This is a genomic window from Onishia taeanensis (assembly GCF_013349955.1).
Lineage (GTDB): Bacteria > Pseudomonadota > Gammaproteobacteria > Pseudomonadales > Halomonadaceae > Onishia > Onishia taeanensis_B.
The window spans coordinates 310,829-332,016 of record NZ_JABVXC010000003.1 but is presented as its reverse complement, the minus strand read 5'-3'; the positions used below and the strand labels follow the sequence as shown (position 1 = coordinate 332,016).

Sequence of the window (21,188 nt, the reverse complement as noted above, 5' to 3'; positions counted from 1 at the left end):
GGAGGTATCCGGATGCTGACGCATGTCTGGGGCCTGATGGCCCATCCGCAACGCGAATGGAAACAGATCAAGGGAGAGCGCGAGACGCTGACCCACCTCTACGAGCATCATGTGCTGCTGCTGGCGGCGATTCCGGTCATTTGCTCCTATATCGGCACCACCCAAGTGGGCTGGGGGCTTGGCGGGGAGACCACAATACAGCTCGGCTATCTAGATGCCTTGGGGGCTGGCATCGTCTTTTATCTGGTGATACTCGCGGCGGTGTATGTGGTGGGCAAGGTGATTCGTGCCATGGCCAAGCGCTTTACGCCCAACCCGCCGAAACAGAGCGAGTGCATCGTGTTCGCTGGCTATGTGGCCACGCCGATGTTCCTCAGTGGCCTGGTGGCCATCTATCCCATTGTCTGGTTGTGCCTGCTGGCCGGTGTTCTTGGCCTTTGCTATACCGCCTATCTGCTTTATCTGGGCATCCCGGCCTTTCTCGGCATCAGTCGCGAAGAAGGCTTCATCGTTTCCAGCTCCACACTCGGTATCGGGGTGCTGTTGCTTGAGGTGCTGCTGGGACTGACCGTTCTGCTTTGGGGGTACGGGGAGCGAATCATCCTGTCGCTGCTCAACTGATAGCGCCAATGGGTCGCGTGTCCATGCATTCGAGCCGGTGATGCGCGTCCCAACACTATCGACATGCAACACACAGGACTAGTGACACACGAGGCACGCAGGAACAGGGCGGCCGTCCTGTTCCTGCGCTGGGCTCTGTCATGTGTCCGGGTGCTAATGGCTTGTCATGCATCGGGATGGTTGGCGCTGCTCACCATCGGCAAGGCATCGAGCCGGAGGCCAGCGATTGTCGGCTGGCCTCTCATGACGAGGGGGCGACATGTCGCCAACTCGCCTTGTGGCTATCTCGGGGCAGCACTAGAGTTCAAGTAGGCTGTGGCGAAACCATCTCTCTTGCGCGAGTCGCATTCAGGCTAGGCCGCATGGAGCGCGAGGCTTGCCAGACCACTGTGTCATCAGCATTCATCAGGAGGATTTGCCATGCGCGCTGTCGATGTCATGACGACTACCGTTGTCAGTGTTTCCCCCGAGACAGGTGTCCAGGAGATCGCTCGTCTGCTGCTGGACCACCACATCAGTGCGGTGCCGGTGATCGATGAGGACCGGCACCTGTTGGGTATGGTCAGCGAAGGCGACCTGATGAGTCGCGCCGAGAATCAGGCCGAGAAGCCCACGCCGTGGTGGCTAGCGTTAGTCTCTGCGGGGCCGGAAACGGCCGCTAGCTACATCAGGACACATGGCCATACGGCAAGAGACATCATGACCCATCCTGTGGTCGATGTGGAGGAAGACGTCTCTGTCGCCGATATTGCCCGGCTGCTCGAGAAGCGCCATATCAAACGCGTACCGGTTACCCGGGACGGTAAGTTGGTAGGTATCGTCAGCCGCTCTAACCTGCTGCAAGGCCTGGCCATCACCCCTCCGGCCAGCGAGGGCACAGTCGATGATCGCAGCCTGCGCGAGGCGCTTAGCAAGGAGATCGAAAACAAGCTCAACACCGTACGTGTCAACGTTATCGTCAAGGACGGGGTCGTCGAACTGTGGGGCCTGGTCGCCAGCGATGAGGAAATGAAGGCGGTACAGCTGGCCGCCGAGAACCAACCCGGCGTCAAACGGGTCGAGAACAATATGAGCCGCATGCCGCTCGGGTTTGGCGCTTTTTAGTGTCTTTTCGTATTGCCGCTATTAGGCCCCGCCCATGACAACATGTCGGGGCTTTTTCTCGGGTTGAGCGTAGGAGCCTGCCTCAGACTTCTTGATAGAGCCGAGCGCCGGCATCTTTGAAAGCCTGTGCCTGATCCTTCAGGCCCTTTTTCACTGCTTCCGGGTCATCGTCTAGGCCTTTGTCTTCGGCGCCGCCCTTGAAGACTGAGTCGCGCACCTCCTGGCTGATCTTCATCGAGCAGAACTTGGGCCCGCACATCGAGCAGAAGTGAGCCACCTTGGCCGAGTCCTTGGGCAGGGTCTCGTCGTGGTATTCACGGGCGGTGTCCGGGTCCAGCCCCAAATTGAACTGATCTTCCCAGCGGAATTCGAAGCGCGCCTTGGACAGGGCATTATCCCGGCGCTGGGCAGCGGGATGACCCTTGGCCAGGTCGGCCGCGTGGGCGGCGATCTTGTAGGTGATGATGCCGGTCTTGACGTCGTCCTTGTTGGGCAGGCCCAGATGCTCCTTGGGGGTGACATAGCAGAGCATGGCGCAGCCGTACCAGCCGATCATCGCCGCGCCGATGCCCGAGGTGATGTGATCGTAGCCGGGCGCGATATCGGTGGTCAGCGGGCCCAGAGTATAGAAGGGGGCCTCGTCGCATTCCGCGAGCTGCTTGTCCATGTTCTCCTTGATCAGGTGCATCGGCACGTGGCCCGGGCCCTCGATCATCACCTGGACGTCGTGTCGCCAGGCGATGCGGGTCAGTTCACCCAGGGTCTCGAGCTCGGCGAACTGCGCCTCGTCGTTGGCATCTGCCACCGAGCCGGGGCGCAGACCGTCGCCCAGCGAGAAGGCCACATCGTACTGTTTGCAGATCTCGCAGATCTCCTCGAAGTGGGTGTAGAGGAAGCTCTCCTGGTGGTGATAAAGGCACCATTTGGCCATGATCGAGCCGCCACGCGAGACGATGCCGGTGGTGCGCCTGGCGGTCAGCGGTACGTAGCGCAGTAGCACGCCGGCGTGGATGGTGAAGTAGTCCACTCCTTGCTCGGCCTGCTCGATCAGGGTGTCGCGGAACACTTCCCAGGTCAGGTTCTCGGCTACGCCGCCGACCTTCTCCAGCGCCTGGTAGATGGGCACGGTGCCGATCGGCACCGGCGCGTTGCGGATGATCCACTCGCGGGTTTCGTGGATATTCTGTCCGGTGGACAGGTCCATGATGGTGTCCGAGCCCCAGCGAATGCCCCAGGTCATCTTGTCGACCTCGTCCTCGATGGAGGACGTCACCGCCGAGTTGCCCAGGTTGCCGTTGATCTTCACCAGGAAGTTGCGACCGATGATCATCGGCTCGGATTCCGGGTGGTTGATGTTGCAGGGAATGATGGCGCGGCCCGCAGCCACCTCATCGCGCACGAACTCTGGTGTGATCTCCTCAGGCAGGCGGGCACCGAAGCTTTGGCCGGCGTGCTGATGGCCGAGGATGCGCTCGACCTCGTCGGTGCCAGAGTACTGGGTAGAAAGCGCCTGGCGCTTCTGGTTTTCCCGAATGGCGACAAATTCCATTTCCGGGGTAATGATGCCCTGGCGGGCATAGTGCAGCTGGGTCACGTTCTTGCCTTCCCGGGCGCGGCGTGGCTTGCGGGTCAGCTCGAAGCGCAGGTGGGCGAGCATGGGATCGTTGGCGCGGCGCCGGCCGTATTCTGAGGTCGGGCCGTCGAGGAACTCGGTGTCGCCTCGGGCTTCGATCCAGTCGCGGCGCAGTTCAGCCAGGCCGCGACGCAGGTCGATCTTGGCCTCGGGATCGGTATAGGGGCCCGAGGTGTCGTAGACCAGCAGCGGTGGATTCTGCTCGTCGGCGCCGGATGTGCGGGTCGGCGACAGGCTGATCTCGCGGAAGGGGACGCGGATGTCGGGCCTCGAACCCTCCACGAATATCTTGCGTGAGCCGGGCAGCGGGGCAACGGCGGCGGCGTCGACGCGCGCGGTCTCGGCCAGGGCATTCTGGGTCAGGGTCGTGCGGGTCATGGTTGTGCTCCGTATGACGCGGTCAAGTCGGCGCACAGCGTAGGCAGGAAGGGGCCTGGAAGGGTGTCGGGCAGGCGAATCCTTCGCTTGATCCCTACGCCGGTACTAGCCGGATCAGGTTCATCGGGATCCACCTTGATGCCCGTGGGCATAGGGTGATCTCAGCCGGTTCCACCGGCACCCCGTCAAGCGTTGCGCGCCCGAGGCGCGCAGGGAGCAGTCTGGGCCAGGGGCGGTGAGGGGTCAAGCGGGCTACGGTAGGTTTCGGTGGCCGAAAGCGGCCGGTCACGGAAGGGGATCGCACATAACATGAGTGGTAATCCCACTGCGACGTTGGAGTCTGCTATGCCGTTGGATGCTTCGCTTCGCCTGTTGCTGCTTTCGGCCCTATGGGGCGCCAGTTTTCTGTTCATGCGCATTGCTGCTCCTGCGCTGGGCGCCTTCTCCACCGCCTTCTTTCGCGTGTTCCTTGGCGCGCTGGGCCTGATGGCGATCCTCGCCCTATGGCGCGTGCCATGGCGCTTTCAGGGCCGAGCGCGAGCCGCTCTGCTGATCGGCGTGGTCAATTCCGGCATTCCTTTCGCGATGTTCTGCCTTGCCGCCCAGGTGCTGCCAGCCGGCTATTCGGCGATGTTCAATGCCACCACACCGCTGATGGGAGTACTGATCGGCGCGACCTTCTTCGCCGAGGCGATGACCCGCGAGCGGCTGATGGGTGTGACGCTGGGCGTGGTGGGTGTCGGTGTGCTGGTGCAGGCCGGTCCGGTCCCCGTAAGCTGGCAACTAGCGGGAGGCGCCCTGGCTTGCCTGGTGGCGGCCAGCTGCTACGGACTCTCGGGCTTTCTGGTCAAGCGCTTCATCGCCGAGCGTGGCGGGCTCGATTCGCGACTGCTGGCGCTGGGTTCCCAGCTCGGCGCCAGCCTAGCGCTGGCGCCGTTGATGCTGGTTGAGGCCTCGACTCGACCGTCGTTTTCGGCCTGGGCGCAACCCGACATCTGGGTGGCGATGCTGGTGCTGGGGCTTGCCTGCACGGCGCTGGCCTATTTGCTCTACTTCCGACTGCTGCAGGATTTGGGGCCGATCAAGCCGCTGACCGTCACCATGCTAGTACCGGCGTTCGGTGTGCTGTGGGGCGCGCTGTTCCTCGACGAGCGGGTGACGCTGGCCCACGGCGTCGGCGGCGCACTGATCGCCTCGGCGCTGTGGCTGATTCTCTTCAAGCCGGTGCCGAGGCGGGCAACCACAGTAACGGATGCCAGTGATCAGGACTGAGCAATACCGGGCTTAGCCGCGCTGATCGAGCCCCATCTGCCAGAAATCGATCTCCAGCCGCGTGGCCTCGCTGAAGGTCTGGCTCAGTTCCTTGAAGCGTCGCGGCCCGACTTCCGCCAGGCGCGCATCAAGCCAGGCCACCTCATCCCGCATGGCCTGCTGGAACTCGGGGCCTTCGTAGAGGGTGATCCAGGCATCGAAAGGGTTGGCTGCGCCGCGCACCGTAGTGGGCTGTTCATTGAGCCAAGTGGCGATTTCAGCGTAGCCGACTAGGCAGGGAGCCAACGCCACGTGCAGGTCCAGAAGGTCGCCACGGTGGCCGGCTTCGAGCACATAGCGGGTATAAGCCAGGGTCTCGCGGGCCTCGGGCAATGCGGCCAGGTTGGTCTCAGAAATGCCCCATTCACGGCAGAAGCCGATATGAAGCTCCAGTTCGGTATCCAGAATGGTCGAAAGCCCCGCCTTGGCCTGATGCAGGTCGCTCAAGGTGCGGCTCTTGTAGGCAGCCAAGGCGTAGGCGCGGGCAAAGTGAATCAGGAACAGGTAGTCTTGTTGTAGATAGCAGCGAAAGGCGTTTTGATCGAGGGTCCCGGCGCCTAGAGCGCGCACGAAGTCGTGCTCGATATAGCGGCGCCATTCCTGTTGGCAGGTAGCGGTGAGATCCTTGAAGCAGTAGCCCATCTGGCCTCCGGTGATGTTGGTGATCCGGGACTCTGCCAGGGCTGGCGAGGGGGCGTAAGTGTAGGCGTATCGGGGCAGGCCTAATCGGACGAGGTTGGTGCAGGCGCGCCACGACTACGCTTGATTCCTACGCCGGTACGAGCCGGATCAGGTTCAACGGGATCCCCCTGTCGCCTGCGCTGTCACGGCGTTGGGCAGTCTCAGCCAGTGTCACCGGCACCCCGTCAAGCGAGTGGCGACAGTCTAGCAGTTTGTTATGTACTCGCCAGTCCGGGCCTTGATTACGCCTTATTCTGCACCACGATTCTTTCAATAAAATGAGGATGTCACGGATGATGTCAGCCACTTCCCGGACGCCCGACTTGACCCTGCTGGTTGCCGGCGATCCTGATCAGCTCACCGGCAGCTATGTCTATGATGCGCGTATCGCCGAGGCGCTGCGCGAACGTGACTGGGACGTCGAGGTCGAGGGGCTCGCCGGGCGCTTTCCAACACCCGATCAGCAGGCAAACGAGAGTCTTGAGCTCGCCCTGACACGACAGCCCGAGGGCGCTCGGGTGGTGCTCGATGCCATGGTGATGGCGGGTCTGCCCGAGATAGTAGCGCGTCATGCCGATCGGCTCGAGCTCACCGCCCTGATGCACCATCCGCTGGCGGACGAGACCGGCCTGAGCGAGAGTCAGCGGGAAGACTTTTTCTTCAGCGAGACGCTGGCGCTAAGGTCGATGCACCGGGTCATCGCGACCAGTATCTTCACCGCCGAACGGCTGGCCGATTTTGGTGTTCTGCCGTCACGAGTTCACGTGGTCGAGCCGGGTGTCACGCCGTCGCCACTGGCGAACAGCGTCGACCGTCACATCGATGGTACCGAACCGACACGGTTGCTTTGCGTGGCGAGCCTGACACCACGTAAAGGGTATGAGGTGTTGATCGAGGCGCTCGCCGGGCTTGCCGATCTCAACTGGCAGTGCGATTGCATCGGCGGCTTGGAGCTGGATCCCGATCATGCGAGTCGAATCGAGGCAATGATCGAGGAAAAAGGGCTGGGCGAGCGGGTCTACTTGCTGGGCACCCGCTCGCCTGAGGCGCTTTCCGCGTACTACGCAGAGGCGGATCTCTTCGTGCTGCCGTCCTACTACGAAGGCTACGGTATGGTGGTGACCGAAGCGCTGGCTCGGGGACTGCCGGTGATCACCACCACCGGCGGCGCATTGCGCCATACCCTGCCCGAGGGCGCGGGTATGGCCGTGGAGCCGGGCGATGCCCGGGCTTTGGCATCCGCCTTGCGCCGCTGGCTCGAAGACGGCGAGCTGCGGGCGCGGTTAAGCCGAGGGGCCATGGAAGCCAGGCGCCAGCAGCAGGATTGGCAAAGCGCGGCCAAGGCATTCGCCGCGGCGCTCGGCGAAGGCTAATGGTTTCGCCGCGGCCGCTGTCAGCGCCGGGGGTACCAGACATAGTTCCAGGTTTCCGTCAGCGGCTGGCCACGTAGGGTCAGCGATAGCCGCATGTCGGCTGGTTTGTCGCCGTCGGGCTGGAGGCGGAAACTCGCCCGCCATGTCTTGCCGTCGGGCAGCGGCTGCACCTGCTCGGTGAGGAGCTCGCCGCTCGACGTGCTCAGCGTCATCTCCACGGGTTGGCTGGCATCCAGGCTCGAAAGCTCGCCACCGCGAAAGTCGACGATGAAGTGACGGCGACTCTTGGGCGGAGTGTCGTCCTGGCCCGGTACGCCGCCCCAGCCCTGGCGGGTATGGACGACGCCGGCAAGCTCGAGACTCGGTGGGTAGGCACCAAACGTCGCGGTGCGATAGCGATAGGTGCGTGACTCGCCGGCTTCGAAGGGCGCATCGGGCACCCAGTAGGCGATGATATTGTCATTGGTTTCGTTCTCGGTGGGAATCTCCACCAGTTCCACACCGCCGGCTCCCCAGTCACCGCCCTGTGGCGTTACCCATTGGCTGGGGCGCAGGTCATAGCGCGCCTCCATATCCAAATAATCGTCGAATGCACGAGGGCGTTGCACCAGGCCGAAGCCTTGGGGCGTGTCATCGCGCAGCGAGGAAATATGCAGCTGAGTTGGATTGCTCAATGGGCGCCAGATCCACTCCCCCTTGGCGGTGTGCATGGACAGGCCGTTCGAATCGTGGACACGGGGCCGGTAGTCATCGTCGTGCATGCGCTCCAGACTGCCGTGCCAGAACATGCTGGTCAGCGGGGCCACGCCGAGCTTCTTCACGTCTTCGCGGGCAAAGAGGCGTGCTTCGACATCGACGGTGCTGGACTCGCCGGGGGTGATGTCGAAGCGATAGGCACCGCTGACCGAGGGGCTGTCGAGCAGTGCCAGCACCTGGATATGGGTGGCATCAGGGGCCGGCTTGGCCAGCCAGAAGTCCGTGAATGCCGGGAATTCCTCGCCCTGTGGCGAGGCGGTGTCGATGGCAAGCCCGCGTGCCGATAGGCCGTAGCTCTGGTCGCGGCCAACCAGGCGGAAATAGGACGCGCCGAGGAAGACGACGAATTCGTCACGGTAGTCGCCGCGGTTGAGCGGATAATGCAGGCGAAAGCCTGCATAGCCGATATCGTTGTTGGCCTGGTCGTCGCTGGACTCTTTGGCCAGTGCCTCGCCGATGGGGGCCGCCGCATCGTCATAGCGGAAATAGCCTTGATCGAAGGGCAGCGGCGACACCTCAATCTGGTCGCTGTCGTCGCGCGGCTCGACCAGGTTGAGGCTTACTGGCTGATCATAGAGAAAGCCGGTATGGAAGAGCTGCACCTCGAAGAGCGACTGGTCGCGCCACAGGGCCTTGTCGGGGCGGAAGCGAATCTGTCGGTAACGATCGTAATCCATGTCCTGCAAGGCGTCAGGCAAGGCAGTGTCGGAAGTCTCGTAGGGGGCATCGGCGAGCTGCTTGGCCTGGGAGGTGACCTCCTCATATAGCGCGTCCAGCGACGCCATGCGGGTCTGGTCGCTGGGCGCTGGCTGGCTGGCACTGGCATCGGTGGCGGCATCAGGGCGCGGGGATTGCTGGTTCTGGTCGCCTTGGCTTTGCGCATCAGGGTTCTTTACACCAGAGTGCTTTACATCAGAGCCTTGCGCTTCGATATGGGTCTCCGCCGAAGCATCGGCTGTTGGCGCTTCAGCCCAGGCCGTAGGCGCCATGCCGAGCCCAAGCGCCAAACAGCTGAGCCCCGTCCAGAGTCGGGTGGTGTTCGAAAGGGGCGTTGCAAAACGCCCTGCCTGATCCTGTCGAGCATGGCTGGCTCGCTCTGACATCCCGCGCTGTATCAGCATTCCGTGGCTCCAAGCGGTTGGGGGAAAACGACAACGAGGTGCGCTGTGCAGCACCTTGTCTGCGATTGGCAGAGGCTTAGCCTTTGCCGGCGATGTACTACGACATGCCTTGCGAGGCGGCATCGGCGCCGAAGGTCTGTTCCGGCATATCGCCGGGCTGCTCCTGGGGAGGCGGCCAGGGCCGCCCGCCATCTGCCACTTCTGCAGGGGAAAGCTCTGCAGAGGAAAGTTCTTCAGAAGAGAGTCCTTCAGAAGAGAGCCCTTCAGAAGAGAGTTGCGCGCGTAGCACGGCGGGTGGGCAGGTCTCGCTGGGTACCAGCAGCAAGCCGGCCCGGCGAAGGTAGCGTCCAAGCGTGAGGCTACTGCTGAGCCGGATCAGCGGCGCGGCCAGCATCAGGCCCAGCCATACCGGGGTCAGCCACCAGAAGAATACCGGGGTGTACCACCAGGTGACGCCGGCCCAGGCAAGCCCGACCAGACTGGCCTGCCAGGTATGTCGCCACGCTTCGCGCCACGCCACGGCGCGCCCTTCCCGAGATTGCGGGTCCCAGGCCACGGTGCGCCCGCTCAGGACGTTGATCACGAACAGGCTGTGGAACACCATCATCAGCGGGGCGATCAGCATCGCGAACAGGCTTTCGAGCAGCACGCTGATGGCCAGCCGCCCGCGACCGCCGAAGGCGCGGGGGCGGCGGATCATCGCGATACACATGCCCAACATCTTGGGCATCAGCAGCATGGCCAGGGTGCCGCCGAGCAGCGGCATGATCAGGGGCGGTGGCGCAATCGGCCAGTCGGGAAACAACTGGGCGTTGGAGGTGAAGAAATTGGGCTCGGCGATGGCGCGGATCAGGGCATCGGCGGTGCTGATCACCAGGATCGACAGCCAGACCAGCGAGGAGATGTAGGCAAAGGCTCCGAACAGAAAGTGCAGCCGGCTGAGCGGATGCAGGCCATGGCCGCCCAGCAGGCGCAGGTGCTGAAGATTGCCCTGTACCCAGCGCCGGTCCCGTTTGGCATAGTCGAGGATATGACTAGGCATTTCCTCGAAGCTGCCGTCCAGATCGGTCTGCATCTGTACCTGCCAGCCACCCCGCCGCATCAGCGCCGCTTCGACGAAGTCATGGCTGAGGATGTCGCCTCCCAGCGGCGGCGATCCGGGCAACTGCGGTAGGCCGCAGTGGGCCATAAAGGCTTCCGTGCGCATGATGGCGTTGTGGCCGAAGTAGTTGGCGGCGTCGGCATGCCAGAAGCTCAGGCCAGCGGCGAGCATCGGCGAATAGAGCGAGGCGGCAAACTGGTTGGCTCGACCGAACAGACTTTGCTGGTGAACAGGAATGGGCACCGTCTGAAGCAGGCCAAGCCGCGGGTTGGCCTCCATGGCATCGATGAGGGACGACACTGTGCGACCACTCATCACACTGTCGGCATCCAGCACCAGCATGAAATCGTAGCGTTTTCCCCAGCGGCGACAGAATTCGCCGAGGTTGCCGGCCTTGCGGCCGCTGTTGCTGTCCCGGTGCCGGTAGTGCAACTGGCAGGCGCCGTTCAGGCGACGCTGCAAGGCGCCGATCGCAAGATGCTCCTGCTCGACAATGGCATCGTCGGTACTGTCACTCAAGACAAAGACTTCCAGCTGGCGCTTGGGCGTGTCGGCAGGCAGGTCGCGGCAGGTCGCCTCCAGCCCGCTGATGACCCCGCCGATGTTTTCATTGTGAATCGGCATCACCAGTGCGGTTCTCGATTGCGCATCGCTGGGCGGTCGCGCTGGCTGCAGGCGGGCCAGCGTCACCGGGTCGCGGCGGCACAGCGTCAGCACGAAGCCGATCACGGCGCTCCAGAAAGCCATGATGATCCAGCTGAAGGTCAGCGCAAACAGCCCCAGGATGACCAGCTCCAGGGGTGTGATGCCGCCGACATAGAGGATCTGAAACATTGCCCAGATGCCCAGCGCCGCGGTGCCGGCGAACAGTCCGGCAAAGAGGGCACGCCGGCTACGCCGCCAAGGGGGCCTGAACTGAAGAAGCTCGGCTTGGGCAGAAGAAGTGGGGTGTGTCGGGGCGCTGCGAGGTTCGTCGATAGCATTCATCGGCTTACCACGCTGTAGCGCAACAGACGATTAGAACCTGAGGGCTTGTCGGCCGATGGATTGGGCCGACCGCCCCATGGTCTAGGCGCGCACAGAAGCGCCCGGCGAGTCGAAAGACGAGGTGTCGGGGTACCTGCTGTCCGGGGCGTACCTGCGCCGCACAGCGGGTGATGTGGTGTCATCATCACTTTCCGTTGTTCTCCATTGGCCCCCGCCGGCAGTCCCTGCGCATTCCGGGGAGGAGAGTTGATTCAGCATCGGGGCGAGCTTTGGCATTACGTTCGCTATTCTTTTACTGCCCAGATGATGGATATATCAGGCTCGGTCTAGAAGCGTCTTTATGTATGGCTATTTATATATTAGATGGGATCCGAGGTCGCATGTTCCCTATGCGGGAGGAGTCTTAGGCGCTTGCCGTTTTTCTGCACGTTTACTCCGGTTTTCTTACCATAACCAGGTGCTGGGTTTGGCCGGTGCCTGGTCGGCGCGCACGGCCTTGAGGCCGATCACGCAGCGCACGATAAGCCACAGTCCCAGCAGCGGCATGATCAAAAAGCCAATACCGATGACGCCGAGCAAGAAGGCGATGCAGCCGTAGAGAGTGCCGATCCAAAAGGTGCGGATCAGGTAGCGATAGTGTTCACGCAGCCAGGGTGAAGCATCGCTGCGGTAGACATAGGCCATGATGGCGCCGATCAGGGTGGTCACGCTGCCGGTGATCAGCCCCGCCAGATAGAGTACATAGATAATTTGCGTGACACGGGTGTCCTGCTCGGGCAGATAGGTCTGAGTCATGAGCTCTCTCGGCGTCAGTAGATGCGCGCACGGCGGAAGTCCGGGGCGCCGGCGGCTTCCTCGGGCGTCTTGCGGTAACGCTTGTATTCCCACTGGTACTGGGCCGGGTCCAGAGCGATGGCGGCCTCTACGCTTGCGTTCACGCCGCTGGCCGAGGCGGTTTCGTCGCTATCGAAGACTCGTTCATCGGCGGCCAGGAAGTGCAGCGCGAAGCCCCGCCCGGGTAGACGCCTGGCGACCCCGGTGACCACCCGGGCCTGGGTGCGGGCCACCAGTTTCGGCAGCAGGGTGGCGGTGTAGGCGGGGCGGTCATAAAAGGGAGCGAAGACGCCACTGCCCCAGTCAGGCTCCTGGTCCGGCAGGATGCCGACGGCTTCGCAACGCTTTAGCGCCTTGAGCAGCGCTGCCACGCCGCGCGGGTTGGTCGGCACCAGTTGGGCGCCGCGTCGTTCCCGGCCATGACGAATGACTGGATCCAGTGGAGCGATCTTGGGCGGCTCGTACATGGCGGTGAACGGAAAATGGCCAGACAACCAGAAATTCAGCACTTCCCAGTTGCCGAAATGGGGCGCCAGCACGATGACGCCGCGCCCCTCTGCCCGGGCCTCATCGAGCAACTCGCGGCCATGGACTTCGACGATCGACGTCTCGACTCGCTCCGGGTCATCCATCCAGGCAAAGCCCAGTTCGAGCATGGTGGCGGTGGAATGCGTCAGGCTCTCCCTCGCCAGCCGGCGGCGCTCGGCCTCGCTGGCCTGGGGATAGACGATCGCCAGGTTGGTCTCGGTGATCTGGCGCTCGCGCTTGCTGAAGCGATGCACTAGCGGTCCCGCGACCCTCGATAGCCGCCAGAGGCTGCTCAGCCGTCGTCCGGCCAGGCTGCGCCACAGGGCAGTGATGGCGGAGGCCTGGAGGCGGTCGCGGCGGGAAATGTCTTCACTCATCGGCAATTCAGACCAGCCAGGTGGTGATATTGGCGGGTGGGCGTTGTTCCTGCAGGCCTTTGAAGCCCTTGACGCAACGGATGATCATCCATACCGCCAACGCGATCAAAAGCGGGACGCCAATCACCACCAGCGTCAGAAGCGTGGCAATTAGGCCGTACAGCAGGCCGATCCAGAAGGTGCGAATCTGGTAGCGATAGTGTGCCTCGAGCCAGTCAGGTCCCTTGCCGCGGTAGACATAGGCGATGACCACCCCAATCAGCGGCGTAAAGCCGATCACCATCCCCGCCAGGAAGAGGCCGTAGACCACCATGGCCATGGTGGTGTCCGCCTGTTGAGGAGAGGGAGGCATCTCGGAAGGAGGCGTCTCGGGTGCGGGCGTCTGGGGCATGACATCGTCCTTGAACGAAACGGTCGGAGTGGAACTAGATGTAAAAAGCGAGCCTGGGCAACATGATACCTGCCCTGGCAGGTGTTGCCATCACCGCCGCGGGCGGGTGATCTCCAGCAGGTTGCCTTCCGGGTCGCGCAGATAGAGCGACTCCACCGGCCCTTTGCCGCCAGCCCGGGCCACAGGACCGAGTTCTACCGGGACGGAAAGGGCGGTCAGGTGCCGCTCGACCTCGTCGAGCGGCAGGCGGCTGGCGAAAGACAGCTCCATGCCCCCGGTGGCGGGCCTGGTTGCCTTGGGCTCGGCGGCGCTGTCGGTGCGCTGCAGGCGCAGTGTCAGGTTACCGAAGTGCAGGTCGGCATGGCCGGCATCCTGCTCCTTGGCGTCCATGTCCAGGACGCGGCTGTAGAAGTCCACGGCTCCTGGCAGGTCATCGACATACATCACCAGATGATCCAGAGCTGACAGCATGGGGTTCCTCCTTGGGCCGCCGGATCGAACAGGGTAGGCTTGGCGGCGAATATTTCCATGAGCATACGACGATGACCCAGCCCCTGTCCTGCCCGCTGTGCGACGCGCCCGGAGCGGTAGCCTACCATCGGGATGCGCGGCGTGATTACCTGCAGTGTCAGGTCTGCACCTTGGTCTTCGTGCCGCCGCATCAGCACCTGGATGCCGCTGCCGAGCGCGCGGTTTACGACCAGCACCGGAACTCGCCACAGGACGCCGGCTACCGGCGCTTCCTGTCGCGGCTGCAGGCGCCCCTGCTTGCGCGGCTGGCGCCCGGCGCAGAGGGGCTCGATGTTGGCAGTGGCCCCGGGCCGACGCTCTCGGTCATGTTCGAGGAAGCGGGCCACCCGATGGCCATCTTCGACCCCTACTACGCGACCGACACGGCACCGCTGTCACGGGGCTACGATTTCATCACCGCCACCGAGGTGGTCGAACACATGGCGGCCCCCGGTAACGAGCTGATTGGCCTGGCCAAATTGCTGCGGCCCGGCGGTTGGCTGGGGCTGATGACCAAGCGGGTCACCAGCCGCGAGGCCTTCGCCGGTTGGCACTATATCCTCGATCCTACTCATGTCTGCTTTTTCAGCGAAGCGAGCTTTTACTGGTTGGCCGAGCGACTCACCATGGAGGTGAGCTTTCCCGACCACGATGTCGTTCTTCTAAGACGCCCCACAAAGACATATTGATGAGACGCACGAATGATACGGGCTGATTCAGCCTGTGTTCCCGGTGCCATGGTCATACATGAGCGACGGCGTAAATAGCGCTTGGCGACGAGCCGGTCCAAGCGTATATTCGCCGCGCGATTGCCCGTATTGCGCCGTTGGTGGGCGGCTTCTAGCCTGATGACGAGGCGGCGTAACCTTCCCTGCCGGCAAGATGATTATCGCAACTCACTCGCCCGGAGTGGCGGTGTTTTCCTCTCGTCGATGCGAGGCATATCATGTCCCGGCAATTGCTTTCCTTGGCCTTGGCACCCCTGCTGGGGCTCTTCATTCTCTGCATCGGCAATGGCTTCCTGGCCTCCCTGATCACTCTGCGGCTGGATGCGGCGGGTGAGTCCGCCGTGGTGATCGGCTGGGTGTCGTCGGCCTACTTCATCGGCCTGGCGCTGGGGGCGCTGTTCAATGACCGCCTGCTGCTGCGCATTGGGCACATTCGCGCCTATGGCTGTTTTGCCTCGCTGGTTGCGGTCACGGTGCTTTTGCAGGGCCTGTGGCTCGATCCTGTCAGTTGGTTCGTACTGCGACTGATTGGCGGCTGGGCAACGGTGGGCGTCTATCTGGTCATCGAGAGCTGGCTGCTGGCCAGCGCCGATACCAAGGTGCGCGGTCGCCTGCTGGCGATGTACATGATCTCTCTTTACGCCGCCGGCGTGATTGGCCAACTGCTGCTCGGCGCCACCAACGCCATGAGCGATGCTGCGCCCTTCATGGTGGTGGGCATGCTGGCCTCGCTGTCGGTGCTACCGATGGCGATGATCCCGCGGGTCTCGCCGCTGATCGAGCATGCCGAGCCGCTGTCGCCGCTGCGGTTGATCACGCTGACGCCCACCGGGGTGATGGGCTGTTTCGGCTCGGGACTGGTCGTGGCAGCGATTTATAGCCTGCTGCCGCTCTACCTGCAGCGCAGCGGCTTGGAGGTCGCGCAGATCGGCCAGATGATGGCGGTGGTGGTGCTCGGGGCCATGCTGCTGCAATATCCGATCGGGCGCTGGTCGGACAAGCACGACCGTCAGCTGGTGCTGATCATCATCGGCTCCAGTACGGCGGGGCTGTCGATGGCGCTGCTGCTGGTGCCGGGAGAGTCGTGGCTGATGGGGGGACTGCTATTCCTGCTTGGCGGTGGCGTCTTTTCACTGTACCCGGTCGCGGTTAGCCATGCCGCCGACCGGGCTCCGGCCGGTGCCCTGGTGCGCATGAGCCAGGGCTTGCTGCTGATCAATGCGTTAGGTTCCACGGTCAGCCCGCCGCTGATCACTCCGGTGATGGCCGCGTTCGGCGACGGTGGTCTTTTCTGGTCGATGGGCGCCGTGGGGCTTGGCCTGGTCGGCTTCTTCGTCTGGCGACGCAGCGTCCGCCCGGCGCCGCTGCCCATGGCGCCCTTCGTGCCCACCCAGACTCAGACCCTGGCAGGGGCTGAGCTTGGCGTCACCGACGAGCAGGTGCAGGGAGCCGTCGAGCACGAATACCTCGAGGACCTTTCCTTGGCGGTGCCCGATGTCGCCGTCGCCGAGCCTATCGTCGGGCCGCCGCCAGCCGATGAGGCGCATATCGCCTACTATGACGATGCTGACCCGCAAGGTGCGTCCGTTGAGGCCGGGCCGCTCCGCAGTGATACCGCCTCGAGCTCGCATTGAGATCAACGACTGAGGTCGGCGATGAAGGAAAGCGACAGGAGGCCAACGACAGCAGGTCAGCGACAGTCGCTGCGGCTTTCGCCTAATGGTTTAGGTCCCGGTCGCCAACCTACTATCGCGGTTAACCTTTTCTCAAGAGATGCCCGCGATGACGCCCTATCACGCTCCGCTGCGCGACACCCGTTTCGTGCTCGAGGAACTCCTCGAGCACACCTCTCTCGATCTGCCCGGCTTCGAGGACACTAGCCCCGAGCTGCTCGATGCCGTGCTTGACGAGGCAGCTCGGCTGGCCGGTGAAGTCTGGGCGCCGCTCAACCTGCCCGGTGATCGCCAGGGCTGCCGTCGCCAGCCGGATGGCAGCGTGACGGTACCCGATGGCTTCATCGAGGCCTATCAGGCCTATGCCGAGGGCGGATGGAACGGCATCGGCGTCGCCGAGGCCCTGGGTGGTCAAGGGCTGCCCGAGGTGGCGGCCAGTGCGGTGCAGGAAATGCTGCACGGTGCCAATATGGCGCTGGGGCTGTGTCCGATGCTCACAGCCGGCGCCATCGAGGCGCTATCGCATCACGGCAGCGAGGCGCTCAAGGCGCGCTACCTGCCGAAGCTGGTCGAGGGGGGCTGGACCGGCACCATGAACCTCACCGAGCCCCAAGCCGGATCGGACCTGTCCCGGGTCCGCACCAGGGCCATCCCCTCTGCCGACGGCGATCACTATCGCCTGCACGGCCAGAAGATCTACATCACCTGGGGCGAGCACGAGGCGGCCGAGAACATCGTCCATCTGGTGCTGGCGCGCACTCCGGATGCCCCCGAGGGCAACAAGGGCATCTCCCTGTTCTTGGTACCCAAGTTCCTGGTCGATGACAAGGGTGCGCTGGGAGCCCGCAACGACGTCACCTGTGCCTCCATCGAGCACAAGCTGGGCATTCACGGCTCGCCCACCTGCACCCTGAGTTTCGGCGAAGGCGAGGGAGCTATTGGCTATCTGGTCGGTGAGGCCGGTCGCGGGCTGAACCACATGTTCACGATGATGAACGAGGCACGCCACAAGGTCGGCATCCAGGGCATCGGCGTTGCCGAGCGCGCCACCCAACAGGCCTTTGCCTATGCCGCCGAGCGCAGTCAGGGCCGAGCGCCGGGGTCGCGTGGCGGTCAGCCGGCCGCGATCATCGATCACTTCGACGTGCGCCGGATGCTGCTGTCGATGCGCTCGCGCACCGACGCCCTGCGCGCCCTGGCGCTGTATTGTGCAGCGCAGATGGATATTGCCCGCCATCACGGCGATGCAGCGACTCGCGACGCCGCTCAGGCGCGTGTCGATGTGTTGATCCCGGTAGTCAAGGCATTCTCTACTGACCAAGCCGTGGAGATCGCCTCGCTGGGAATACAGGTGCATGGCGGCATGGGCTATGTGGAAGAGACCGGTGCCGCCCAGCTATGGCGCGACGCCCGCATCGCACCGATCTATGAGGGCACCAACGGCATTCAGGCGCTGGATCTCGCTGGACGCAAGCTTGCCCGGGACGAGGGGGCCGCGCTTACCGCTCTGCTCGATGAGGTCGACGCCACCGCCGGTCAGCTCGCCGACAAGCTGGCGCTCAGCGCCCAGGGCGCCGCACTCAGCGCCGGCGCCGATGACCTGCGAGCCGCCATGTCAGTCGTGTTGGCCGCCGGTCGTGATCCGGCTCAGGGCGCGGATGCCGTTCAGGCCTTTGCGACCCCCTTCCTGCAGCTGGCGGGACATGTGCTGTGCGCCTGGCAGATGGGACGCGCGGCACTGGTCGCTGAGGCCGCGCTCGCTGAGGGGACTGATGATCAGGCCTTCTATCGTGGCAAGTTGGCGAGTGCCGACTTCGCCCTGCGCCAATGGTTACCGGTGGGGCAGGCCAATCGTGCGGTGATCGAGGCGTGGCTCGAGAGCCTGGCGGCGGTAGGAATCGATCACTGAGCATCTGCAATATTTGGCACTGCAGCATTTTCTCGAGCAAGGTAGGCTAGACGAGACTGGGCGACGTGAGACGCATCGCCCGGCTTCTCGTTCTCGTCGGCCCTGCGGCTAGCGATTGCTGCCCGCGGGGCGATATCCGGAGACTCTCGATATGAGCATTTCCCGCATTGGCGTCGTCGGCGCCGGCACCATGGGCCAGGGCATCGCCCAGGTGCTGATCACCAGTCACCATCAGGTTGCGCTTTACGATGTCAGCGATGATGCCCTGGCAAATGCCAAGGAGAAGATCGGCAAAGGCCTGGCCCGGCTGGTCGACAAGGACAAGCTAAGCGCCGATGACCGCCAGTCGGCGCTCGAACGCCTCACCCTGACCACCAGTCTCGACAGTCTGCGTGATCGCGAAGTCATCATCGAAGCTGCCCCGGAAGACCCGGCGCTAAAGGAAACGCTTTTCAGCGAACTGAGCCATGTGAACCATGAGGCGATTCTCGCCTCGAACACCTCCTCGCTGTCGCTTACGCGTCTCGCGGCGGTCTGCGAGCGTCCGGAGCGGGTAGTGGGGATGCACTTCTTCAACCCGGTGCCGGTATTGGGACTGGTCGAGGTGATTCGCGCCGAGCAGACCAGTGACGCTACCGTCGCCAGGATCGAGCAGTTGACCGAGGCGCTAGGCAAGACGCCGGTGGCCATCGCCGACTCGCCGGGGTTTGCGGTCAATCGCCTGCTGGTGCCAATGATCAACGAGGCCGCCTTCCTGGTGCAGGAGGGCGCTGCCAGCCCAGAGGCCATCGACGAGGCCATGCAGCTCGGTGCTGCGCATCCCATGGGCCCGCTGAAACTCGCCGACTTGATCGGGCTGGATGTATGCCTGGCCATCATGGAGGTACTGCAGGAGGGCTTTGGCGATCCCAAGTATCGCCCCTGCCCGTTGCTCAAGCGGATGGTGGCCGCGGGTTACCTGGGCCGCAAGAGCGGTCGCGGTTTCCACGTCTACGACTAGGATGCTACTGATGCCCGTTTGCCGGCCCCTGAGGTCGGCATAGCGTGTGGTCTTCAGTTTCCGGTTTTTCGCTTGTTCAAGGCTTGTTCAAAAACTGATCAAGACAAAGGTGGAATCGTTTGCCAACCGAGCGCTTGCTAGGTTGGCAAGCATCGGCCCTCGGTGTCCGGGGGCGAGCCCTAGCACACAGGAGTCATCATGAACGACGCACCGATCCATCTGACCATCGACGCCGGTATTGCTCGCCTGACCATGAACCGCCCCAAGGCCCTCAATGCCCTCAATTCGGCGTTGCTCAGTGAGCTTGCCAGCATTCTCGATGACCTGGAAGCTCGCGATGATCTGCGCGCGGTACTGATTACCGGCGAGGGTGAGAAGGCCTTTGTGGCCGGTGCCGATATAGGCGAGATGCGTGACAAGACCCCTGACGAAGCTCGTGCCTTTGCCAGCCAGGCGCTGACCACCATCAAGCGACTGGAGCGTCTGCCGGTGCCGGTGGTCGCACTGGTCAACGGCTTCTGCCTGGGCGGCGGCTGCGAGCTGGCGCTGGCCTGTGACTGGGCGGTGGCCAGCGACAACGCTGTGTTCGGCCAACCCGAAGTGTTGCTCGGCGTGATTCCCGGCTTCGGTGGCACCCAGCGCCTGCCGCGCCGGGTCGGCCCTGCCATGGCACTGGATCTGGTGACCACCGGGCGCAAGATCGATGCCGAGGAAGCCCTGCGCATCGGCCTGGTCAACCAGGTGATGCCCCAGGCCGAGCTCGATCAATACGCCCAAACACTCGCCAAGCAGCTCGCCGGTAACGGCCCGCAGGCCGTGCGCAGCGCCAAGCAGGCCGTGCATGACGGCATGGACCAGGATCTCGACAGCGCCCTGGCACTGGAAACCAGCCTGTTTGCGCTGGGCTTTGCCGGTAGCGAGCAGAGCGAAGGCATGACGGCCTTCCTCGAGAAGCGCAAGCCAAGTTTCTAGTCAGCAGGCCTCTCTGCAACCGTTAACGGCCCTGGTGATACCACCACGGCCGTTTTTTCATGTTCTGAGCATTTATGCTTGCCAGGCTATGCCAGGTCGTTGTCGATCACGGCTTTTGCGGGATAGCGGGACGCTTCCAGCGGAGCATTCGTGTCGCAATGGCGGTGCCGATCAGCGTGATCGCCATGCCGACCAGTATTTGCAGGCTGAGTACCTCGTTCAGCAACAGATAGCCCCATAGCAGCGCACTGACCGGCACCAGGAAGGTGACGGTCGACGTCGCGGTGGCCCCGGCACTCGATAGCAGGCCGAAATACAACAGGAAGGCCAACGTGGTGCTGAAGGCTGCCAGTGCCAGGCCGTTGCCCCAGGCCACGGCGCTGATCGGCTCCGTTGGCCACAGCAGCAGCCCGGGCACCAGCAGTATCAGCGCCGACATGGCGGTACTGCCCGCCGCCAGCACGCGCACCGGAAGGTGTGACAGATAGGTCTTCGAATAGTTGGAGGCGATGCCATAGCAGAAGGTCGCCCCCACGGCCGAGAGGATGAACCAGCCGTCGCCGCCCAGGGCGAAATCCAGCCGATTCGCCGAGAGCACGTAAACACCGAACAAGGCTAGGGCCAGGCCGAGGTATTGCTGGCGCTGCACGGGCGTGGTGAAGAACAGCGCGCCCAGCAGGGCGGTGAAGATCGGCGTGGTGGCGTTGATCAATGAGGTGAAGCCGGCCTCCAGCCGAGTCGTGGCCAGGGCCAGCAGGCAGAACGGCAATACATGATTCACAAGGCCCAGCAATAGCAAGCGGCCCTTGTTGTCCCACACCAGCTTCAGGTAGCCCACCCCCAGCAGCAGCGGCACCAACAGTAGAGCCCCCACGCCCATGCGCACCAGAATCAATGGCACCGGACCGAATTCCGGCACTGCGACCCGCATGAAGATGAACGACATGCCCCATAGGCTAGAGAGCAGGACCAGGCGAAGCGTATCGGCGGGTGACATCCAGCATCCTTGTGTCGGCAGGGGAGAGACCGCAGGTTACGACCGCTAGGCGGCTAACGGAAGTCCGTCTCGGCCCAAGCGATGCTGGCGGTGGAGCGCAGAATGACCTAATGTAAAACGTGGTGGACAAAATTCGACTATCCGGCAGCAGCGGCGACGCTTCTGCCTTTTTTTTGTTGTGGAATCCATGCAGGGTCTGGTC

Annotated in this window: 18 protein-coding genes and 2 riboswitches; of the genes, 9 read left to right on the top strand and 9 right to left on the bottom strand. The window is 63.5% G+C overall.

Annotated features, from left to right (window positions below; genetic code table 11):
* The first annotated feature begins 12 nt into the window (after window positions 1-12).
* Window positions 13-621, top strand: coding sequence for a Yip1 family protein (locus tag HUS66_RS06240; RefSeq protein ID WP_175070079.1), 609 nt, complete (start codon window positions 13-15; stop codon window positions 619-621).
* A 420-nt stretch (window positions 622-1,041) separates the two neighbouring features.
* Window positions 1,042-1,725, top strand: a complete 684-nt coding sequence (locus HUS66_RS06235; RefSeq protein ID WP_175070078.1) for a CBS domain-containing protein — start codon at window positions 1,042-1,044, stop codon at window positions 1,723-1,725.
* Between the two features lie 82 nt (window positions 1,726-1,807).
* Here the strand turns inward: HUS66_RS06235 and thiC are convergent, their stop codons facing one another.
* Window positions 1,808-3,736, bottom strand: a complete 1,929-nt coding sequence (thiC, locus tag HUS66_RS06230) for a phosphomethylpyrimidine synthase ThiC (protein WP_254628717.1) — start codon at window positions 3,734-3,736, stop codon at window positions 1,808-1,810.
* A 74-nt stretch (window positions 3,737-3,810) separates the two neighbouring features.
* Window positions 3,811-3,931, bottom strand: a riboswitch (TPP riboswitch).
* Window positions 3,932-4,081: 150 nt separating this feature from the next.
* Here thiC and HUS66_RS06225 point away from each other — a divergent pair.
* Window positions 4,082-5,008, top strand: coding sequence for a DMT family transporter (locus tag HUS66_RS06225; RefSeq protein ID WP_175070077.1), 927 nt, complete (start codon window positions 4,082-4,084; stop codon window positions 5,006-5,008).
* A gap of 12 nt (window positions 5,009-5,020) precedes the next feature.
* Here HUS66_RS06225 and tenA read toward each other — a convergent pair whose 3' ends face one another.
* Complete coding sequence (tenA, locus tag HUS66_RS06220) at window positions 5,021-5,689, bottom strand: thiaminase II (RefSeq protein WP_175070076.1); 669 nt, start codon at window positions 5,687-5,689, stop codon at window positions 5,021-5,023.
* Between the two features lie 107 nt (window positions 5,690-5,796).
* Window positions 5,797-5,923: riboswitch (TPP riboswitch) on the bottom strand.
* Between the two features lie 98 nt (window positions 5,924-6,021).
* Between tenA and HUS66_RS06215 the strand changes: the two genes are divergently transcribed.
* Window positions 6,022-7,101 carry a glycosyltransferase family 4 protein gene (locus HUS66_RS06215; RefSeq protein WP_254628716.1) on the top strand — a complete coding sequence of 360 codons (1,080 nt, stop codon included), beginning with the start codon at window positions 6,022-6,024 and terminating at the stop codon, window positions 7,099-7,101.
* 20 nt (window positions 7,102-7,121) lie between these two features.
* On the opposite strand, the gene HUS66_RS06210 is transcribed toward HUS66_RS06215, so the two are convergent.
* The 6 genes from HUS66_RS06210 to HUS66_RS06185 all read right to left on the bottom strand — a co-directional run bounded on the left by HUS66_RS06210 (window position 7,122) and on the right by HUS66_RS06185 (window position 13,668).
* Entirely contained in the window at window positions 7,122-8,978 is a 1,857-nt protein-coding gene (locus HUS66_RS06210; protein ID WP_254628715.1) for a glucan biosynthesis protein, read from the bottom strand.
* Window positions 8,979-9,075: 97 nt separating this feature from the next.
* A complete protein-coding gene (gene mdoH / locus HUS66_RS06205; RefSeq protein ID WP_175070075.1) occupies window positions 9,076-11,067 on the bottom strand; it encodes a glucans biosynthesis glucosyltransferase MdoH in 1,992 nt (663 codons plus the stop codon).
* Window positions 11,068-11,511: 444 nt separating this feature from the next.
* A complete protein-coding gene (locus HUS66_RS06200) occupies window positions 11,512-11,862 on the bottom strand; it encodes a DUF4870 family protein (RefSeq protein ID WP_175070074.1) in 351 nt (116 codons plus the stop codon).
* A 14-nt stretch (window positions 11,863-11,876) separates the two neighbouring features.
* Window positions 11,877-12,806, bottom strand: a complete 930-nt coding sequence (locus HUS66_RS06195) for a lysophospholipid acyltransferase family protein (protein ID WP_175070073.1) — start codon at window positions 12,804-12,806, stop codon at window positions 11,877-11,879.
* A gap of 7 nt (window positions 12,807-12,813) precedes the next feature.
* Window positions 12,814-13,197: a DUF4870 family protein gene (locus HUS66_RS06190; RefSeq protein ID WP_254628714.1), complete on the bottom strand. Its 384-nt coding sequence runs from the start codon at window positions 13,195-13,197 to the stop codon at window positions 12,814-12,816.
* A 90-nt stretch (window positions 13,198-13,287) separates the two neighbouring features.
* On the bottom strand, window positions 13,288-13,668 hold the full coding sequence (locus HUS66_RS06185; RefSeq protein WP_175070072.1) for a VOC family protein: 381 nt from the start codon (window positions 13,666-13,668) through the stop codon (window positions 13,288-13,290).
* Window positions 13,669-13,739: 71 nt separating this feature from the next.
* Here HUS66_RS06185 and HUS66_RS06180 point away from each other — a divergent pair, with 71 nt between their 5' ends.
* The 5 genes from HUS66_RS06180 (at window position 13,740) to HUS66_RS06160 (ending at window position 19,989) form a co-directional block, all read left to right on the top strand.
* Window positions 13,740-14,396 (top strand): class I SAM-dependent methyltransferase, encoded by a 657-nt coding sequence (locus HUS66_RS06180; RefSeq protein ID WP_175070071.1) that lies wholly within the window; start codon window positions 13,740-13,742, stop codon window positions 14,394-14,396.
* Window positions 14,397-14,653: 257 nt separating this feature from the next.
* On the top strand, window positions 14,654-16,069 hold the full coding sequence (locus tag HUS66_RS06175; RefSeq protein WP_175070070.1) for an MFS transporter: 1,416 nt from the start codon (window positions 14,654-14,656) through the stop codon (window positions 16,067-16,069).
* 148 nt (window positions 16,070-16,217) lie between these two features.
* Window positions 16,218-18,017: an acyl-CoA dehydrogenase gene (locus HUS66_RS06170; RefSeq protein ID WP_175070069.1), complete on the top strand. Its 1,800-nt coding sequence runs from the start codon at window positions 16,218-16,220 to the stop codon at window positions 18,015-18,017.
* Between the two features lie 151 nt (window positions 18,018-18,168).
* The gene (locus tag HUS66_RS06165) at window positions 18,169-19,017 is read left to right on the top strand and encodes a 3-hydroxybutyryl-CoA dehydrogenase (RefSeq protein ID WP_175070068.1); all 849 of its coding nucleotides are present in this window, start codon (window positions 18,169-18,171) and stop codon (window positions 19,015-19,017) included.
* A 198-nt stretch (window positions 19,018-19,215) separates the two neighbouring features.
* Window positions 19,216-19,989 (top strand): enoyl-CoA hydratase-related protein, encoded by a 774-nt coding sequence (locus HUS66_RS06160; RefSeq protein ID WP_175070067.1) that lies wholly within the window; start codon window positions 19,216-19,218, stop codon window positions 19,987-19,989.
* A 106-nt stretch (window positions 19,990-20,095) separates the two neighbouring features.
* Here HUS66_RS06160 and HUS66_RS06155 read toward each other — a convergent pair whose 3' ends face one another.
* Window positions 20,096-20,986: a DMT family transporter gene (locus tag HUS66_RS06155; RefSeq protein WP_175070066.1), complete on the bottom strand. Its 891-nt coding sequence runs from the start codon at window positions 20,984-20,986 to the stop codon at window positions 20,096-20,098.
* Window positions 20,987-21,188 lie beyond the last annotated feature (202 nt).

Coding starts and splice junctions, on each gene's coding strand:
- HUS66_RS06235 (WP_175070078.1), top strand. CDS start 1,042: ATGCGCGCTGTCGATGTCATGACGACTACCGTTGTCAGTGTTTCCCCC.
- HUS66_RS06215 (WP_254628716.1), top strand. CDS start 6,022: ATGATGTCAGCCACTTCCCGGACGCCCGACTTGACCCTGCTGGTTGCC.
- HUS66_RS06200 (WP_175070074.1), bottom strand. CDS start 11,862: ATGACTCAGACCTATCTGCCCGAGCAGGACACCCGTGTCACGCAAATT.
- HUS66_RS06190 (WP_254628714.1), bottom strand. CDS start 13,197: ATGCCCCAGACGCCCGCACCCGAGACGCCTCCTTCCGAGATGCCTCCC.
- HUS66_RS06185 (WP_175070072.1), bottom strand. CDS start 13,668: ATGCTGTCAGCTCTGGATCATCTGGTGATGTATGTCGATGACCTGCCA.
- HUS66_RS06225 (WP_175070077.1), top strand. CDS start 4,082: ATGCCGTTGGATGCTTCGCTTCGCCTGTTGCTGCTTTCGGCCCTATGG.
- HUS66_RS06210 (WP_254628715.1), bottom strand. CDS start 8,978: ATGCTGATACAGCGCGGGATGTCAGAGCGAGCCAGCCATGCTCGACAG.
- HUS66_RS06160 (WP_175070067.1), top strand. CDS start 19,216: ATGAACGACGCACCGATCCATCTGACCATCGACGCCGGTATTGCTCGC.
- tenA (WP_175070076.1), bottom strand. CDS start 5,689: ATGGGCTACTGCTTCAAGGATCTCACCGCTACCTGCCAACAGGAATGG.
- HUS66_RS06240 (WP_175070079.1), top strand. CDS start 13: ATGCTGACGCATGTCTGGGGCCTGATGGCCCATCCGCAACGCGAATGG.
- HUS66_RS06175 (WP_175070070.1), top strand. CDS start 14,654: ATGTCCCGGCAATTGCTTTCCTTGGCCTTGGCACCCCTGCTGGGGCTC.
- thiC (WP_254628717.1), bottom strand. CDS start 3,736: ATGACCCGCACGACCCTGACCCAGAATGCCCTGGCCGAGACCGCGCGC.
- HUS66_RS06155 (WP_175070066.1), bottom strand. CDS start 20,986: ATGTCACCCGCCGATACGCTTCGCCTGGTCCTGCTCTCTAGCCTATGG.
- HUS66_RS06180 (WP_175070071.1), top strand. CDS start 13,740: ATGACCCAGCCCCTGTCCTGCCCGCTGTGCGACGCGCCCGGAGCGGTA.
- HUS66_RS06170 (WP_175070069.1), top strand. CDS start 16,218: ATGACGCCCTATCACGCTCCGCTGCGCGACACCCGTTTCGTGCTCGAG.
- HUS66_RS06195 (WP_175070073.1), bottom strand. CDS start 12,806: ATGAGTGAAGACATTTCCCGCCGCGACCGCCTCCAGGCCTCCGCCATC.
- mdoH (WP_175070075.1), bottom strand. CDS start 11,067: ATGAATGCTATCGACGAACCTCGCAGCGCCCCGACACACCCCACTTCT.
- HUS66_RS06165 (WP_175070068.1), top strand. CDS start 18,169: ATGAGCATTTCCCGCATTGGCGTCGTCGGCGCCGGCACCATGGGCCAG.